General features: G+C 57.5%; 14 protein-coding genes. 7 read left to right on the top strand and 7 right to left on the bottom strand.

Annotation, left to right across the window (positions count from 1 at the left end):
• Positions 1–13 precede the first annotated feature (13 nt).
• From ACZ1G7_RS09295 to ACZ1G7_RS09275, 5 genes are all read left to right on the top strand, one after another.
• Positions 14–1039 carry a LacI family DNA-binding transcriptional regulator gene (locus ACZ1G7_RS09295; protein WP_472663533.1) on the top strand — a complete coding sequence of 342 codons (1026 nt, stop codon included), beginning with the start codon at positions 14–16 and terminating at the stop codon, positions 1037–1039.
• On the top strand, positions 1040–2203 hold the full coding sequence (locus ACZ1G7_RS09290) for a Gfo/Idh/MocA family protein (RefSeq protein ID WP_472663532.1): 1164 nt from the start codon (positions 1040–1042) through the stop codon (positions 2201–2203).
• 21 nt (positions 2204–2224) lie between these two features.
• Positions 2225–4291, top strand: coding sequence for an FAD-binding protein (locus ACZ1G7_RS09285; protein ID WP_472663531.1), 2067 nt, complete (start codon positions 2225–2227; stop codon positions 4289–4291).
• Positions 4285–4884: a PfkB family carbohydrate kinase gene (locus tag ACZ1G7_RS09280; RefSeq protein ID WP_472663530.1), complete on the top strand. Its 600-nt coding sequence runs from the start codon at positions 4285–4287 to the stop codon at positions 4882–4884. The genes ACZ1G7_RS09285 and ACZ1G7_RS09280 overlap by 7 nt, the downstream gene beginning before the upstream one ends.
• Positions 4885–5013: 129 nt before the next feature.
• Positions 5014–5283, top strand: a complete 270-nt coding sequence (locus ACZ1G7_RS09275) for a LysE family transporter (RefSeq protein WP_472663705.1) — start codon at positions 5014–5016, stop codon at positions 5281–5283.
• A 268-nt stretch (positions 5284–5551) separates the two neighbouring features.
• On the opposite strand, the gene ACZ1G7_RS09270 is transcribed toward ACZ1G7_RS09275, so the two are convergent.
• From ACZ1G7_RS09270 to urtA, 7 genes are all read right to left on the bottom strand, one after another.
• Entirely contained in the window at positions 5552–5881 is a 330-nt protein-coding gene (locus ACZ1G7_RS09270; RefSeq protein WP_472663529.1) for an FmdB family zinc ribbon protein, read from the bottom strand.
• Between the two features lie 100 nt (positions 5882–5981).
• Positions 5982–7211, bottom strand: coding sequence for a formamidase (gene fmdA / locus ACZ1G7_RS09265; RefSeq protein WP_472663528.1), 1230 nt, complete (start codon positions 7209–7211; stop codon positions 5982–5984).
• Between the two features lie 22 nt (positions 7212–7233).
• Positions 7234–7923 carry an urea ABC transporter ATP-binding subunit UrtE gene (gene urtE / locus ACZ1G7_RS09260; protein WP_472663527.1) on the bottom strand — a complete coding sequence of 230 codons (690 nt, stop codon included), beginning with the start codon at positions 7921–7923 and terminating at the stop codon, positions 7234–7236.
• Between the two features lie 11 nt (positions 7924–7934).
• On the bottom strand, positions 7935–8675 hold the full coding sequence (urtD, locus tag ACZ1G7_RS09255; protein WP_472663526.1) for an urea ABC transporter ATP-binding protein UrtD: 741 nt from the start codon (positions 8673–8675) through the stop codon (positions 7935–7937).
• 3 nt (positions 8676–8678) lie between these two features.
• The gene (urtC, locus tag ACZ1G7_RS09250; RefSeq protein ID WP_472663525.1) at positions 8679–9809 is read right to left on the bottom strand and encodes an urea ABC transporter permease subunit UrtC; all 1131 of its coding nucleotides are present in this window, start codon (positions 9807–9809) and stop codon (positions 8679–8681) included.
• A gap of 14 nt (positions 9810–9823) precedes the next feature.
• On the bottom strand, positions 9824–10750 hold the full coding sequence (urtB, locus tag ACZ1G7_RS09245) for an urea ABC transporter permease subunit UrtB (protein ID WP_472663524.1): 927 nt from the start codon (positions 10748–10750) through the stop codon (positions 9824–9826).
• Between the two features lie 84 nt (positions 10751–10834).
• A complete protein-coding gene (urtA, locus tag ACZ1G7_RS09240; protein WP_299605266.1) occupies positions 10835–12106 on the bottom strand; it encodes an urea ABC transporter substrate-binding protein in 1272 nt (423 codons plus the stop codon).
• Between the two features lie 219 nt (positions 12107–12325).
• Here urtA and ACZ1G7_RS09235 point away from each other — a divergent pair, with 219 nt between their 5' ends.
• Positions 12326–15655: a hybrid sensor histidine kinase/response regulator gene (locus ACZ1G7_RS09235; protein ID WP_472663523.1), complete on the top strand. Its 3330-nt coding sequence runs from the start codon at positions 12326–12328 to the stop codon at positions 15653–15655.
• Entirely contained in the window at positions 15642–16547 is a 906-nt protein-coding gene (locus tag ACZ1G7_RS09230; RefSeq protein ID WP_472663522.1) for a response regulator, read from the top strand. The genes ACZ1G7_RS09235 and ACZ1G7_RS09230 overlap by 14 nt, the downstream gene beginning before the upstream one ends.
• The last annotated feature ends 604 nt before the right edge of the window (positions 16548–17151 follow it).

Genomic DNA, 17151 nt, shown 5'->3' with positions numbered 1-17151 from the left:
CCGAGGAACCAGCATGAAACAGCGTCCAACCATCCTAGATGTGGCCAAGCAAGCCGGGGTGTCAAAATCCACGGTCAGCCTTGTTTTGCAGGGCAGTTCCTCGGTGAAAGAAGAGACGCGCAAATCCGTGCGCAAGGCCATGGCCGATATCGGGTACGTCTATAACCGGTCCGCCGCGACACTGCGCTCATCCAGTTCCGGGTTGATCGGGCTCGTGATCAACGATCTGCGCAACCCGTTCTTCACCGAATTTGCAGCGCTCTTTCAGATGGAGCTGGCGAAAGCCGGTTTTGCGACCGTGCTGGCCAACAGCGATGAAGACCCCAAGCTGCAAAGCCAGATGATTTCATCGCTGGTGGAACACGGCGTGTCCGGCTTCATCATCTCCCCCAGCTACGGGGAAGAAGCCGAAACGCTCGCGGTCCTGGACGCCGCAAACACCCCAACGCTTCAGGTGTTCCGGACCCTTGAACGGGCCGAAGGGACCTATCCCTTTCTGGCGCCGGATTATCTGCGCGGCGGGCGCTTGGCGGTAGAACATCTAATCGCACAGGGATGCCAGAAAATCGCCTTCCTCGGTGGTCTGGAAGGCCGCCCGGTGACCCGCGAAAGGATGCAAGGCTACTTGTCTGTTTTAGGCGAACGCGGGCTGGAGCCTTTGATCCTGACAGGTCAGGCCACTCGCGCCTTTGGCAAGTCGTTGGCGGTCAGGTTGAAAGAAGAGTTTCCCGATGTCGACGGCGCGATTTGCTTTAACGACCTTGTCGCCTTGGGGGTTCTGTCGGCCTGCCCGGAACTGGGCATAAAGCCGGGGTCCGACCTGCGGGTTGTGGGCTTTGATGACATCGAAGACGGGCAGGACAGCTATCCGCCCCTCACCTCAATCAGCTGCGACATCCCGGGGTTCGCAGCCTCAACCGCCGATCAAATCGTGGCTTGGATTAAGGACGGCGTCGTGCCGCCCGCGACCGCGCGCAGCCCTGTGCGGCTTGTCGTGCGAGCCTCCAGCGGCGGGAAACAAAATGAACAGGAACTCTGAATGACCGTAGTAAATGTAGCCGTCCTTGGGGCATCGGGCTGGATGGGCAAGGTGCACACCATGGCTTATCAAACCTTCCCACACTTTTTGGGGGCGGAGGGCGGAACCGCCCGTGTTGCCGCCCTTGTCACGAGAAACCTGGCTGCAGAAAAGGAGCTCGCCTTTCGCGCCCCCGGTGCCAAAATCTTGGCGCGTTGGGAAGATGCGGTGAACGACCCCGATGTCGACCTGATCGATATCTGCCTGCCGGACAATCTGCATTACGAGGTCGCCAAGGCCGCTCTGCTGGCTGGCAAGCACGTCTATTGCGAAAAACCGCTGGCCGACACCGCGAGCCAAGCCCGTGAACTGGCCGACATTGCCCGAGAGAAAGGTGTCATCACCCGCGTCGGCCACGCCTTCCCGCGCAACCCGATCCACGACCGCGCGAAAGAGATCATCGAGGCTGACGAAATCGGTGAGATCAAACTGTTCAAGGCCTGCCAGCATATCGACATCTACGGCGACCCCTTGGCCCCTTACATGTGGCGCGCCGATGGGGACCTCGCGCCCACCGGGATCATTGGCGACACTGGCAGCCATGTGTTCAGCTTTATGGAGTTTCTGGTCGGGCGCGTGTCGTCCCTTATTGCCGACAGCTATATCACGACGCCAAAACGCCCCATCGTCGAGGGTTTGGGCTATGGCGACGATGCGCCCGCCGTAACCAAGGACACCAAATGGGGCGAGATCACCAATGCCGATGGAACCAACATCCTGTGTACCTTTGAAAATGGTGCCAAAGGGCTGATCGATTTCAGCCGCGTCGCGACGGGCCGCAAATTCATGCAGACCTATGAGGTTTATGGCACCAAAGGCAGCCTCGCCTACACCTTCGACGAGGTGAACCGCCTGCGCTTCTATTCAGGCGACGATCCCAGCGGACGTCGTGGTTTCCGTGAAATCGACGTGGGCCCGGAACACCCGACCTATGGGGCGTTCCTGCCGCTGCCGAATTTTGCGCTGGGCTACAATGAAAGCAAAATCATCGAAGTGGCCGAGGTCATTAAATCGATCACCACGTCCACGCCCATGTGGCCCACATTCGAGACGGGCCACCACATTTGCCAGATCGTTGACGCCTGCATGACGTCTTCGGACCAGCGCGCTTGGGTCAATATCTAACGCCAGCAAAGGAAGACGCCCGTGGCCCTCTCAGTCCCGCAACACATTCTGGACGATCTTACCGACGTGGCGATGCCGCGCCTTGGGGCTGAACCCGATGCCGCCGAAACGCTGACCATAAACGGCTTCGATATTCCCCTGCACCGCACCGGCGCGATTGTCGTGGGCAGCGGGGCCGCAGGCCTGCGCGCCGCTGTCGAGATGAACCGCAGGGGCGTGGACACGGCGATCCTGAGCCAAAGCGCGTGGGGCGGCACCTCCGCCTGTTCGGGATCCGACAAGCAAACCCTGCACACGGCGAATACCATGGATCAAGGCGACGACTTCCTTGATATGGCCGCAGCCATCGGCGCGGGCGGCGCGATGGACGAAGACACCGCCTATATCGAAGCGGTCGGGTCAATCCGCGCCATGGCGTCGCTGCAATACCTCGGACTGCCCTTGCCGCAAGACCACTTGGGCGGCACGCTGCGTTACCAGACCGACCACGATGAGGTCGGCCGCGCCACGTCCTGCGGGCCGCGCACCTCCCGCCTGATGGTCAAGGTTCTGGCCGAAGAAGCGCTCCGCCTTGGCATCCCGTTCTTCAATCAAACGACGGTTGTGAAGGTGCTGAAAGACGCAGGCCGCGTCTGCGGCGTGCTCGCAATCCGCTCTAAAGACAGCACCGACACCAACCCCTACGGCCTCACCATCTATGCCTGCTCTGCACTCGTTCTGGCCGCAGGCGGACCGGGCGAGCTTTACCGCGACAGCGTGTTCCCCAACGGCTGTTTCGGCACCCTTGGTCTCGCGCTTGAGGCGGGGCTGGAGCTCACCAATATCACCGAAAACCAATTCGGCATCGGCACCCGCCGCGAAGGGTTCCCGTGGAACCTGTCGGGGACGTACGTGCAGGTCATCCCGCATATCTATTCGGTCGATGCTGAGGGCACTGAGCACCATTTCCTCGCGGGCTACTACCGCACCACCCAAGAGATGGCCTCCAACATCTTTCGCAAAGGCTATCAATGGCCATTTCACGCAAGCCGGATGCTCGACTTCCAATCCAGCCTGATTGATCTGGCGATCTTCCGCGAAGGGCAAGTTGGGCGGCGGGTCTTTATGGATTTCAACCGCAACTCGCTGCCGATTGATCAGGACTTCAGCCTTGATCGGCTGGACGAAGACGTCGCGTCTTACCTGCAAAATGCCGGGGCAGATCACGCCTTGCCCATCGACCGGCTACGCCACATGAACCCGCTCGCGATCGAGCTTTACCAACGCTACAAGGTCGACATCACGACAGACCCGCTGGAGTTCGCGGTCAATCACCAGCACATGAATGGCGGGATCGCCGTCGACACATGGGGGCGCAGCAATGTGTCGGGCATCTACGCGGTCGGTGAGGCTGCGGGCACCCATGGCGCGACCCGGCCCGGTGGGTCCGCGCTCAATGCCGGGCAGGTGTTCGGCACGCGCGTGGCAGAACATATCGGTGCCAGTGGCGCACCCGTTTGGGCCAACGATACGACCCCGCCCGCAACAGATGCTGTCCAACATCTTCAAACCGTCCTCACCACCGCCAGCCCTCTCTCCGTCAAAGACGTCCGCTCCGACGTTCAGGCCCGGATGAGCGAGCACGCCGGCATCCTCTGCACTGCCTCCGATGTCGCAAAAGCCCTCGCCGAGGCCCGCACTTTGAACGCCCAAATCAAAAAACATGGCATCGCTGCATCCCGCCCGTCAGAGGCCGCGCGGACGGTGCAATGGCAGCAGATGGCCTTGGCGTCCGAGGCGGTGCTCTGCGCCCTCGACACCTATATCACACAAGGCGGCGGCAGCCGTGGCGCGCGGGCGATCTGTGACCCAAAAGGCGATGCCTTGCCCGACACCGTCAAAGGTCCCATAGCAGACGCCCGCTTCCGCGCGGAGCGCGCCGCAGACAAGGACCAGCAATTGATCGTCACCTATGACGGCGGCCAATTTGCCGTATCGTCCCGCGAAAATCGTAAACACGACGGCGCCCGGTCATTCTTTGAACGGGATTGGCCCGCATGGCTGACCGGCGACATCTTCCACTCAAAGGACAAGCCCCCAGAATGCTGACCTTCCCCTCAAACCGGGTCTTGGCCGTGGGCGAGGCCATGATCGAAATGGCCGTCATCGGCGAAGACACCTACCGCCGCGGCTTTGCGGGCGACACTTTCAACACGGCCTGGCATATGGCGCAGATCCCAAACGCCGCATTGGACGTCGGCTATGTCACGCGGGTTGGTGCGGATGCGATCTCTGACAGCTTCATAGACCTGCTTCAGCAGAAGGGGATCGAGACCGCCTACGTGGCCCACGACCCGGACCGCACCATGGGTCTTTACATGATCGACCTGGAAAAGGCCGAACGCAGTTTTAACTATTGGCGCGATGCATCCACCGCGCGGCATGTGGCTCAAGTCGAAATCTGGCTAGACCGCGCTTTATCGGGTGCCGGTCTGATCAATGTGTCGGGCATCACGCTGGGCATCTTGGGCGACGGGCGCCGGGAACGGCTCGCCCACGTGCTTCAGACCGCTCGCAACACGGGGGACCTACATCTCGTTCGATCCGAACGTCCGGACAAGGCTGTGGGCCTCACCGGACGCCACCCGTGCCGCCATGGCGCAGTTTTTCGCCATCACGGATATCGCGCTGCCCAGCTTTGACGATGAAGCTGGCCTGTCGGGGGACGCTTCGCCGGACCAAACGATTGATCGCATCGCCGCCCCTGGCGTGTCGCCGCAGCTGAATCCGGCCAATCGTTTCGGTTGTTTCGTCAGGGCTTTGTGACGTCGATGGCAAACCCTTTTGCTGTCGTTTTTTTCGGAGCGCTCTTTCCCCAATTCATCGACCCGACATCACCTGCGCTGCCCCAGCTTCTGATCTTAGGTGTCACTTACCTAGTCGTAGACGGAGCAATTTTGCTGGTCTGGGGATGGCTTGGGGTCCGAGCCGCAACGGCACTAAGGCGTTTTTCTTTTGGCTTGGTGAACAAGATTTGCGGCACACTTATGATCGGCGCAGCGGCGTTGCTAGCAAGCAAAGACTTTCAGCCTCAGCAATAGTAACTGGATCGCATTGCTGACATTCATGCGCCGTGCTGCATCCGGAAAAATGGGCACGTTGCCGACCTCGGAGCTGGCGCAGCATTGTGAACATCGAGCGAAATTTGACCGGCATGAGCGGCCCAAAGGAGACATCCAGCCGCGATCATTTCGCCGCGGAGCGGCATAACTAAACTGCGGTTCAACGCAGTCGTAAGAAGGGGCGGACACCGATATGTATCGTTCCACAATTACTTTTTTTGACCGCCAATAGGTTGCGACCGGAGCTTCAGTGAGAAATCATCCAAGGCCGTTTCGTCGGAAAGCTTTTTGACCCATTCGGGTGGTGCAGCGTCTTGCTTGGCTTTTTTGAGCCCCCGCCGCAGCACCCGCAATTGGGTCCGTGACTGCTGCGCTTGGGACTATCAGCGGAGCGCTCATTGGTTTCATGCGCATGGCGCGCGGTGCTGGAGATAGCCGCAAGGCGCGGAACAGTCAGCAAGATACGTGGCGCCTTGGTGCCGCAGGCCGGGCAATCGCAGGGATCGGCAAACTGGCTCATCGGCATCATCTCTTCAAACACGCCGCAATCGACACAGTTATATTCATAGACGGGCATTTCTGCTCCTCTTTCTTGGTGACAGGTGGATTAGGCGCCCGGCCCCAATTTTCCCCGATTGCTGCTTCGGCGGGAGAAACAGGGCCGGACTGAGCTAGTTCTACAAGTCTGGGGCCAATGGTATGTCAACAGAACCGTCGAGATAGGTACTTGGTCCGGTCGCATTGGGCATCATATCCCACTCAAAAATGTCATTAGGCAGCCAGAGCGTCGCACATGCATTTGGAATATCCACAACACCGGAAATATGTCCTTGCACCGGTGCTGTTCCCAAAATCGCGTAAGCCTGTGCTCCCGAGTAGCCGAATTTCTTGAGATACTCGATCGCATTCAAGCAGGCCTGACGATAGGCCACGTGGACATCGAGGTAATGCTGCTCCCCGCTTTCATCGACCGAAATGCCTTCGAAAATGAGGTAGTCATCGTATTTGGGCGTAATTGGTGATGGCTTGAAGATCGGATTGCGGATCGCGTATTTCGTCATCCCTTCCTTGATCAGCGTCACCTTGATGTGCAGCCAACCCGCCATCTCGATTGCGCCACAGAAGGTAATCTCCCCGTCGCCTTGGCTGAAATGCAGGTCGCCCATCGAAAGGCCGCCACCGTCGACATACACAGGGAAATAACAAACCGCACCGCGGCTCAGGTCTTTGATGTCGCAGTTTCCACCATGCTCGCGCGGAGGCACTGTGCGCGCTGCCTCGGCAGCAGCGGCGTCACGTTCTTCGCCCTTCATGGCGCCCATATGCGCGCTTTGCGTGTTGGGCAAGGCGGCCAGTGGTGGAACACGCTCAGGGTCGGTGTTCACCAACTTGGTCTCCCGCGTGTTCCACATATCGAGCATTTTGCGATCTGGTAGACATCCGATGAGGCCGGGATGAATAAGCCCTGCATATTTCACGCCGGGCACGTGGCGCGACTTGGTGAACATACCGTCGATGTCCCAAATGGATTTCTGTGCCTCAGGGAAATGCTCGGTCAGGAAGCCGCCGCCATTTTTCTTGGAAAAGAAGCCGTTAAAGCCCCAAAGCATGTCTTCCTTGGCACCGATATCAAGGATTTCGACAACCATCAGGTCACCGGGCTCCGCACCTTTCACCCCGATTGGGCCCGACAGGTAGTGCACCTGCTCCAACTCCACATCGCGCACGTCAGAGGCGTCATCATCGTTTTTGATCTGCCCGCCGGTCCAGTCGTAGGTCTCGATCTTGAAATCATCGCCCGGCTCAACCCAGACATTTATCGGGATATCGGGATGCCACCGGTTGTGAATGTTCTCGTTTGTGTGGGGGCTCTCGGATAAATCCACCGAGATCAATGTATCAGCCATAGCTGGCTCCTCCTTGAGTTGGTTATACGGATAGGAATTTTGTGACCTTGGCCTCGTCGACGCTGTCGCGCGGGCTGTCGTGAACGAAGCGGCCGTTCTCGATCACCATGACGCGGTCCGCCACGTCCAGCGCGAAGCTAAGCACCTGCTCTGAGACAATGATGCTCAAACCCTTTTGGTCGCGGATTTTGCGCAAGGTGCGAGCCATTTCCCGAATGATCGACGGCTGAATGCCTTCCGTCGGTTCATCGAGCAAAAGAACCTTCGGGTTAGATGCCAATGCGCGGGCAATGGCCAACTGTTGTTGTTGTCCGCCTGACAGGTTGCCGCCGCGCCGGTTCTTCATTTCCAACAGCACGGGGAACAGCTCATAGATATCATCAGGCACGGTTTTCTGCCCGGTGACCGTCAGGCCCGTCTCGACATTCTCTTTCACTGTCATTGCCGAGAAGATCATCCGGCCCTGCGGCACGTAGGCGATCCCGTTGGCGACGCGCTGGTGGGATTTGAGACCCGTCAAAGTGGTATCGCCCACCCGGACCTCTCCGCCGCGCTCAGGCATGATGCCCATGAGCGTTTTCATCAGCGTTGTTTTTCCCATACCGTTGCGGCCCATTATGGCGACAATCTCGCCGGGCTTCACATCAAGATCGAGGCCATGAAGCACCTCGCTTTCGCCATAAGAGGCACGCAGGGATTGAACATTCAGCATAGCGGCTCTCCTTAATGGCCCAGATAGACTTCGACGACTTTGGGATCGTTCTGCACCCGCTCCATTGAGCCTTCGCTGAGCGTTTTGCCCTGATGCAGCACGGTGACGCGGGTGGCGATGTCGGCTACGAAGCCCATGTCATGTTCAATCACGATGACGGAGCGGTCCTGGATGATGCGGTTCAGAAGCTCCGCCGTTTTCTTGCGTTCGGCCACCGACATGCCGGCGACCGGCTCGTCCAGCATCAACAATTCGGGGTCCTGGATCAGCAGCATCCCGATCTCCAACCATTGCTTTTGGCCATGGCTGAGGAAGGCCGCTTTCTCGTCGAGCAAATCCGCAAGGAAAATAGTCTCAGCAATCTCCTGAATCCGCGTTTGTACCGGGTCGTCTCTGCGGAAAATCAAGGCACCAAAGACGCTGTGGCCTTTCGGATAGCTCAGCTCCAGGTTTTCGGAGACTGTAAGGTCCTCATAGACACTGGGGGTTTGGAACTTTCGTCCAACGCCTGCATGCACGATCTGGTCCTCGCGCATGGACAGAAGTTCTTTGTTTTTGAACTTCACGCTGCCGCCTGTGGCTTTGGTGCGTCCACAGATCAGGTCCAGCACCGTGGTTTTGCCCGCGCCGTTGGGGCCTATGATGACATGGCAGGCGTTTTTCTCGACATAGAGGTTGAGGGCGTCGACTGCCTTGAACCCATCGAAGGAAACGGTGAGGTCCTCGACCTCAATTATCATTTGCTCGGACATAGGTTACTCCGCTGGTGCGCGTTCGGTGACGGGTTTTAGGGTGTCGCTCTCGGGGCGCTGGAACCGCTTCATCAGGCGCGGCTCGATCTTTTCTGACCACAGCCCGGCCAAGCCGTTCGGAAAGAACATCACCACCGCGATGAACAGCCCGCCCAGGCCAAGGAGCCAAAGCTCGGGGAAGGCCTCGGAGAACGAGGTTTTGGCCCAGTTGACCAGGAGCGCGCCATAAACGGCGCCAAGGATCGACAAACGCCCCCCGACAGCGCAAAAGATCACCATCTCAATCGACGGAACGATCCCCACGAGCGTCGGCGACATGAAGCCCACCTGCAGCGTGAACATAGCCCCGCCAATCCCTGCAAAGGCGGCACCGAGGCAGAAGATGAAGATCTTAAAGTTGGCCACGTTATAGCCGGAGAACCGGACGCGATCCTCCTGATCACGCATCGCAATCAGCAGTCGGCCAAGCTTGGACTTGCGCACATATTGCGCGATCAAAAGCACTGCGAACAGCAGCACACCGTTGACGAAGTAAAGCGTTGTCTTGGCCTCGTTGGTGCGAATGTCCCAGCCCAGCAAGGTCCGCAGGTCTGTGATCCCATTGACCCCGCCCGTGTAGCCCTGCTGCCCAATTATCAGGATCGTCAGGATCGCGGCGAAGGCCTGGGTAATGATAGCAAAGTAAACGCCGCCAACCCGCCGTGTGAACATCGCAAATCCGATGATGAAAGCGAAGACGACCGGCACCGCTACCACGGCCAGAAGCGCCAAAGGCAGGCTGTAGAAGGGCTGCCACCACACAGGCAGCTCGGTCAGCTGGTTCCAATCCATGAAATCAGGGATGCCCGGGGTGGACTGGATTGCGGTATTTTCCGGCGTCGAGGCTTCAAGCTTGAGAAACATCGCCATGCAGTAGCCACCGAGCCCGAAAAAGACGCCCTGGCCGAGGCTCAAGATGCCTCCTGCGCCCCAACACAGCGCCAGCCCGACTGCCACAAAAGCGTAGGTGAGGTATTTGCCAAAGAGGTTGAGACGGAAGCTATCGAGCATGGCCGGCAGCAGTAAGAAGATCACCGCGGCTAGGATCAGAAAGCCGATCAGCTCTTTGCGGGACATGAAAGAAGAACGTGTCATTTGAGCGGGTTCCCTTACTTACGCAATTTCATGGCAAACAGGCCTTGCGGGCGGATCATCAGGATGCCGACCACTACGAGCAGCGTCAGAACCTTCGCCATTGAGCCGGACAGGAAGAACTCCATGATTGATTGCGCCTGAGAGATTGAGAAGGCTGAGGCGATCGTGCCCAGAAGCGAGGCCGCTCCGCCGAAGACAACCACAAGGAATGTATCGACAATGTAAAGCTGACCTGCGGTCGGCCCGGTTGAGCCGATCATCGTGAAGGCAGAACCCGCAACCCCAGCGACCCCGCATCCGATGCCAAAGGTCAGCCGGTCGGTCCATTCGGTGTTGATACCAACAGCGCCCGCCATCACCCGGTTCTGGTTAATCGCGCGCACCTGCTTGCCCCAGTTTGAGCGGAACATCATGATATAGACGCCTACTGAGATGCCGATCGCCAGCACCATGACAAAGATTCCGTTGATGGGAATTTCGATCAGATCTGTGAGCGGTAGCGATCCCATCATCCAGTCGGGAATAGACACACCGACCTCTCGGGCGCCAAAGATGCTGCGGTACAGCTGCTGTAAAATGAGACTGAGGCCCCAGGTTGCGAGAAGCGTGTCGAGGGGGCGTTTGTAGAGATGCCGGATGATCGCCCATTCAACAAATAACCCCAACGCCCCTGAGGCGATGAAGGCAAAAAACATGGCAACAAAGAAGTAGATGCTGAAAAGTGCCGGCATGTAGTCAGCAAAAAAGTTCGAAAGGAGATAGGTCACATATGCGCCGAGGATCATGAACTCCCCATGGGCCATGTTTATGACGCCCATCTGTCCAAAAATAATTGCCAGACCAAGCGCCATCAGCACGAAGACGGAGAAAAGGATCAGGCCAGCAAAGCCTTGCATTGCGAAAATCGCGCCAAGTTCTGGCCATGAGTAATCGGCAAACATAACGGACGGCTCCTAACGGGCAAAAGGTAATGGATGTGAGATAGGACGACCCGACTTGGCACCGGGTCGTCCATCAGCAGGGACTTATTGGTAGCCTTCCGGGAACGGATCCGGCTCAACCAGCTCTGCGGTCTCGAACACAACCTCATATTGGCCATCCGCCTGCGCGCGTCCGACGCGGGTCTTGGACCACAAGTGGTGGTTTTCATGCACTTTGACGTAGCCCTCGGGCGCCGTGGTCATCTCGATGCCAGGTGACGCCTCGCGTACCTTGTCCACGTCAAAGCTACCGGCTTTTTCAACAGCCGCTTTCCACAGCCATGGACCGAGATATGCAGCCTGTGTCACATCGCCGATCACGATGTCATCGCCCCACATCTTCTTGAATTCTTCCACGAATTTGAGGTTGTTCTCATTTTCAAGCGACTGGAAGTACTTCATGCAGGCATATGCGCCTTCGATGTTCTCGCCGCCAATGCCGCGGATTTCGTCCTCGGTTACGGAAATAGTCAGAACGATGGGCTTTTCTGCCGCCGGATCAATCCCCGCCGCGATCAGCTGCTTGTAGAAGGCCACGTTCGAGCCGCCCACGACAATCGCGTAAATCACATCAGGCTTGCGCAGGCGGATCTTGTTGATGACCGAGTTAAACTGCGTATGGCCCAGCGGATAATATTCCTCGCCCACGACCTTACAGCCTTCCATGAAGTTCTCGATATGCTTGCGCGCGATTTTGTTGGACGTGCGCGGCCAGATGTAGTCGGAGCCCAGCAAGTAGAAGCTCTTCGCGCCCTTGGTCTGGTTGACCCAGTCAAGGCCCGCGATGATCTGCTGCGTGGCCTCTTGGCCGGTGTAAATGACGTTGGGGCTTTCTTCGAGGCCCTCATAAAAGGTCGGGTAATATAGGAAGCCGTTATGCTGCTCGAAGACAGGAAGGACGGCCTTGCGGCTGGCAGATGTCCAGCAGCCCATAACGGACGCGACCTTGTCATTGACCAGCAATTTGCGGGCTTTCTCGGCGAATGTCGGCCAATCCGACGCGCCGTCTTCTTGGATATATTCAATCTTGCGGCCAAGGATGCCGCCTTGTGCGTTGATTTGGTCAATCGCGAGTTTCTCAGCTTGAACAGAACCCGTCTCAGAAATCGCCATCGTACCCGTGACAGAATGTAGAATACCGATAGTCACTGTGTCATCGGTCACGGCCAAGCCGGTAGTGTTGATCTCAGCCGTTGGGAAATCAGCGGCTTTGAGGTTTTTGGGCAAGAACAAAGCCGCGCTGAGCGCTGTGCCCCCGGCTAGAACCTCACGCCGGCTTAACCCTGTGGATCTCTTCTTTGGTGTCTCGTCTGACATATCGCCTCCTTCGCAAAGCGCTTAAAGAATGGGCGATTCTGGCTCGCCCCCCACGAATGAGCATCCGGGCGATCACGGCGACGCTGTATACGTCAATTGACGTATATGCCTGCGCGTTTTGCGCAGTAGGGTTGTGGGCACGCTTAATGGGGGCATTTGGGGCGCAAGAACCGGCACGGTCCGAACTTGCGAAATGCGCTCGCATATAAGGACACCACAATGGTTAGGGCGCTCGGGGCAACGCGCGAGAAGCGGACTTATAACCGCTGGGTCGCCAATGAAACGATGGAGGACTTCGCCCTGCGCTTCACCGCGCGGCGCGCGCGCCGTTGGAGCTATGGCCGGGTGGCCAACACCGCCATCGGGTCAATCTCTTTCCTAGCGCTGGAAGCCATCGGCGCGGCGATCACGCTGACCTACGGGTTCGATATCGCGATTGTTGCCATTATGGTGGTGGGTGCTTTGCTTTTTCTGACGGGCTTGCCGATCTCTTACTATGCCGCGCGCTACGGGCTGGACATTGACCTCATGACCCGGGGGGCGGGCTTTGGCTATATTGGATCAACGCTGACATCTCTGATCTACGCGTCTTTCACCTTCATATTCTTCGCACTGGAGGCAGCGATCCTAGCTTTGGCGTTGGAATTCACTCTCGGGGTGCCGCTTTTCTTTGGCTATGTGGCAAGCTCTCTGGTGGTGATCCCGCTTGTGATCAACGGGTTTTCAAAGATCTCGACCTTTCAAACCTGGACCCAGCCGCTTTGGGTCCTTCTGCATATTCTGCCTTTCGTTTTTCTGGCCTTCGCAGGCTATGATATCGACAATTGGACATCGTTTTCCGGGCCAGAGGAAGCCTCCGACGCGTCCCGGCTTTTGATGTTTGGTGCGGCCTCGGGCGTGGTTTTCTCGCTCGTCGCGCAAATCGGGGAGCAAGTGGACTTCCTGCGGTTTCTGAAAGAACCCAAGACGACGTCAGAGAAACGCAAATGGTGGCTTGCCCTGCTTGCTGCGGGGCCCGGCTGGTCGATCCTGGGTGTGCTGAAGATGGTTGCGGGCTCCTACCTCGTCACGCTCGCCATTCGGGAGGGTGTGCCGAGTGAGGACGCCTCCGACCCGACCCGCATGTATCATGTGGCATTTGACCAGCTGATCAATTCGCCCTTCCTAGTGCTCGCGCTGACAGGGCTTTTCGTGATCTTGTCGCAGCTCAAGATTAACGTCACCAACGCCTATGCGGGATCAATCGCTTGGTCGAATTTCTTCTCGCGGCTGACCCACTCTCACCCGGGCCGCGTGGTCTGGCTGGTCTTCAACGTCTGCATCGCGCTGATGTTGATGGAGTTGGGCGTCTTCACCGGACTCGAGCATGTTTTGGGTGTCTATTCGCACGTCGCCGTTGCTTGGATTGGCGCCCTAGTTTCCGATCTGATTGTCAACAAACCGCTAGGCCTCAGCCCCAAAGGTATCGAGTTCCGGCGTGCTCACCTCTATGATATCAACCCAGTTGGCATCGGCTCTATGCTTGCTGCCTGCCTTTTGGCGTTCTTGTCCTACGGCGGCGTTTTTGGCCCGATGCTACAGGCTTTTTCCTCTTTCGTGGCGCTTGGATCGGCATTTGTGCTTGCCCCAATTCTCGCTTGGGCCACGCGGGGCAAATACTACATCGCGCGGCCCAGCGAAGACCTTATCCCCGAATTGCACTCCTGCACCGTATGCGAATTCCGCTTCGATGCCGAGGATATGGCAAATTGCCCCTTCCATGCTGGCCCGATTTGCTCGCTCTGCTGCACGTTGGAGACCGCGTGCCATGATGTGTGTAAGCCGCATGCAAGGATCGACTACGTCGTCAAGAACTGGTTATTTTCCTACCTTCCGGCCCAAGTTGCGCGCGCGCTGATGACGCGACACGCGCATTTCGTAATTGCAACAATTGTGATCTCACTGGCCTTCGGCGCTGTGCTTGGCCTCGTGCGCAACTTTGCAAATGCCCCCAATTTCGACGGCGTTCTGACGGTAATCTTTGGCACAGTCAGTATCGTTATTGGCATTTCTGTGTGGATGTACCTTCTCAGCGGTGAAAGCCGCCGAAATGCGACGGCGGAGGCAGAACGCCAGACTGAGCGCCTGCTAAAAGAAATCCGTGCCCATGAGCGCACCGACCGCGCTTTGCAACAAGCAAAGGACAAAGCTGAGGCGGCAAATCTAGCCAAGACGCGCTACATGTCAGGTCTCAGCCATGAGCTGCGCACGCCTTTAAATGCGATCTACGGTTTCGCTCAACTTCTCGAAAAAGACGCGGATCTGGAAAATTGGCGTCCCTCACTGACCAGCATCCGCCGCTCCAGCGAGCATCTTGCCGGGCTGATTGACGGTCTGCTTGATATCGCCCGGATCGAAGCCGGACGGCTGGAGATTATGCGTGACCAGATCAATCTGCGGGTCTTGCTGGCACAGGTGGCCTCGATCTTCGAGGAAGAGGCGCACAAAAAGAGCATCAATTTCGAACTGCGCACCGAAGGGCTTCTGCCAGCTTTCGTCCGCTCTGACGAAAAGCGCCTGCGCCAGATCATCATCAACCTGCTTTCAAACGCGATCCGCTACACCGAGGAAGGCGCGGTGACATTCAAGCTGACCTATCGCAACGAGGTCGCGATCATCGAAGTCGCCGACACTGGTATCGGCATCGCGCCTGAGCATATTGATCGCATCTGGCGCCCCTTTGAACGGGGGGAACGTCGTGACATCCAAGGCTCCGGACTTGGTCTAACAATCACCAAGCTGTTGGTCGAAATACTAGGGGGCGAAATCGACGTTGAAAGCGCAGTCGGCGTCGGTAGCACCTTCCGCGTCCGCCTGATGCTACCTTCCGTTACGCCAAGCGTATTCGACCCCGATACTATGGGACTCGAAATCAATGCCCTGCCCATCAACGGCTATGAGGGCCCGCGCAAAACGATTCTGGTGGTCGATGACGATTTCAACCACCTTGCGCTAGCTGAAAATTTCCTGACCAAATACGGCTTCGTCGTCCTCTGCGCTTCCTCTGTTGATATGGCGGAAACGATGTTGGGGGACGCGGTCCCAAACATCCTGCTGCTCGATATAGATATGCCAGGTCGCGATGGTTGGAGCTTCGCGCGCGACCTACGTGCGGGTCGCCACCAAAACACCCCCATCATCATGATCTCCGGCCACGCCAATGAGGAAGGTCTGCACCGCACCGAAATCGGTCTGCATGACGCGTTTTTCGCCAAACCCTACAATCTGGACGAGCTTCTTTTGCAAATTGCCGAGCTGCTCAAAGTCAAGCTGATCATCGACAAAAATCAGGCGGCTCCCGTCCTCAGAAGCCTCACTGGAAACGAGCGCAAGACCCTGCTTGATGCCGCAGAGATCGGCCATGCTAGCGCGCTTCGTGCAGCCCTTGATGATCTGCGAGTAGCAGGCGTTGGGCCGGTGTCGCTGATGCGCGCCCTCGATGCCTGTTTGGAACAATTCGACTTGGAGGGCCTCGCGCGCCTGCTTGAGGATCACCATGAAGACGCTTGAAACAGGGGATAAAAGCATCGCGCTCGTCGTCGACGACAACCCGGATTCTCTGGGGATGGTCTCAAGCGCGCTAGAGGCGCAAGGCATGACCGTATTGGTCGCGCGCGACGGACACTCGGCCATCAAGCTAACCCACCGGGTGCAGCCAGATGTCATCCTCATGGATGCTCTGATGCCCGATATCGACGGGTTCGAGACATGCCGCAGGCTCAAATCTGGGCCCAACCCGACCCTGGCTCCGATCATATTCATGACAGGGCTTTGTGATCAGGAACATGTGGTCAAAGGCCTGCAAGCGGGCGGCGTGGACTACATCACCAAACCTGTGGTGATAGAGGAAATGATTGCTCGCCTCAGCACCCACGTCGTAAACTCCCGCATGCTTCAAAGCGCACGAGAGGCGATTGACGCCTTTGAACGACCGGTCCTCGCTTTCGACGAGGGTGCAGAATTTGTCTGGGGCTCCAAGACCGCAATGAAATTATTGGAAAGCAGCGACTTTAACCTTAATTCCCCAGATTTATTGGCTTGGCTGCTCAACTGTGTCGCGCGGCCCGTCTCAGAGATCAGCCCACATATAGGCGATGGTGTCGTCGCTCACTTCATGGGGCTTTCCGCCACGCGGGAGATTTTGATCAAACTTGTTGTTGAAGATGGCCCCACCCGCGGCGATCTCTTGCAGAGCGCCTTCAACCTCACGGCGCGCGAGGCAGAGGTGTTGTACTGGCTCACACTCGGTAAAACCAATCGCGACATAAGTGCCATCCTCGCGCTAAGCGCGCGAACAGTGAACAAGCATCTTGAGCAGGTATTCCAGAAAATGGGCGTCGACAACCGCACATCCGCCGCAGTTCTTGCCGACCGCTTGCTCCACACACGCGCATCGTTTTAGAGCACGTCAAAACCAATTGTCGACCAACTTAAGCATCCGACAGTCAATCTATGAACCCAGTGTTGTTCGCCTAGGACGGGCCAAAAGAAACTAGCTGTTTATGTGTTGGATTAAATTGACGGCAGGTCGATCGAAAGGCTCCCTTTTCAAAAACAACACTTATTGTCTCAAGGCTCCTCGGGCGAGCACTTGCTTCTGAAGAGTAGCTTTTAAGCCAAAATGACCGACTCCAGCCCAGTCCGTCAACGCCCATGCGCCCGTCCGATCGCGCGTCGACTCTTTCGCCAATGTCCGCATGCGCAGGTGCTGTCCTTAAAATTCGCGAGCGCCGCTAAGGTCCGCTTTCCGCCCTGGGTGCCGAATCGAAGACCGACTGGCTGCACTGTTCTGGGGCAACTTTTCGAAACTAACAAATGGGCCACTTCTGTAAACGGAAGGCTCCCAAACTCACCCAAAATGATGAAATTTCCATTCTTGCCCGGCAAAATTGCCAACTCTCACCAGACGTCACATTAAGCGGTGGTTGGCTGTGCGCGCAGTTCCAAGCTAACCAGTCTCGACTACCAATTCCCTGTTTTTAGGGAATTTACAGGGAAAATTGCCG

The sequence above is a fragment of the Litoreibacter sp. JB4-2 genome, from assembly GCF_055693445.1.
This window is presented reverse-complemented; position numbering and strand designations above follow the sequence as displayed.

Excerpts from the sequence above, each read along its gene's own strand:
- ACZ1G7_RS09295 (WP_472663533.1), top strand. The coding sequence starts at position 14 with ATGAAACAGCGTCCAACCATCCTAGATGTGGCCAAGCAAGCCGGGGTG.
- ACZ1G7_RS09290 (WP_472663532.1), top strand. The coding sequence starts at position 1,040 with ATGACCGTAGTAAATGTAGCCGTCCTTGGGGCATCGGGCTGGATGGGC.
- ACZ1G7_RS09280 (WP_472663530.1), top strand. The coding sequence starts at position 4,285 with ATGCTGACCTTCCCCTCAAACCGGGTCTTGGCCGTGGGCGAGGCCATG.
- ACZ1G7_RS09275 (WP_472663705.1), top strand. The coding sequence starts at position 5,014 with ATGGCAAACCCTTTTGCTGTCGTTTTTTTCGGAGCGCTCTTTCCCCAA.
- ACZ1G7_RS09270 (WP_472663529.1), bottom strand. The coding sequence starts at position 5,881 with ATGCCCGTCTATGAATATAACTGTGTCGATTGCGGCGTGTTTGAAGAG.
- fmdA (WP_472663528.1), bottom strand. The coding sequence starts at position 7,211 with ATGGCTGATACATTGATCTCGGTGGATTTATCCGAGAGCCCCCACACA.
- urtE (WP_472663527.1), bottom strand. The coding sequence starts at position 7,923 with ATGCTGAATGTTCAATCCCTGCGTGCCTCTTATGGCGAAAGCGAGGTG.
- urtD (WP_472663526.1), bottom strand. The coding sequence starts at position 8,675 with ATGTCCGAGCAAATGATAATTGAGGTCGAGGACCTCACCGTTTCCTTC.
- urtC (WP_472663525.1), bottom strand. The coding sequence starts at position 9,809 with ATGACACGTTCTTCTTTCATGTCCCGCAAAGAGCTGATCGGCTTTCTG.
- urtB (WP_472663524.1), bottom strand. The coding sequence starts at position 10,750 with ATGTTTGCCGATTACTCATGGCCAGAACTTGGCGCGATTTTCGCAATG.
- urtA (WP_299605266.1), bottom strand. The coding sequence starts at position 12,106 with ATGTCAGACGAGACACCAAAGAAGAGATCCACAGGGTTAAGCCGGCGT.
- ACZ1G7_RS09235 (WP_472663523.1), top strand. The coding sequence starts at position 12,326 with ATGGTTAGGGCGCTCGGGGCAACGCGCGAGAAGCGGACTTATAACCGC.
- ACZ1G7_RS09230 (WP_472663522.1), top strand. The coding sequence starts at position 15,642 with ATGAAGACGCTTGAAACAGGGGATAAAAGCATCGCGCTCGTCGTCGAC.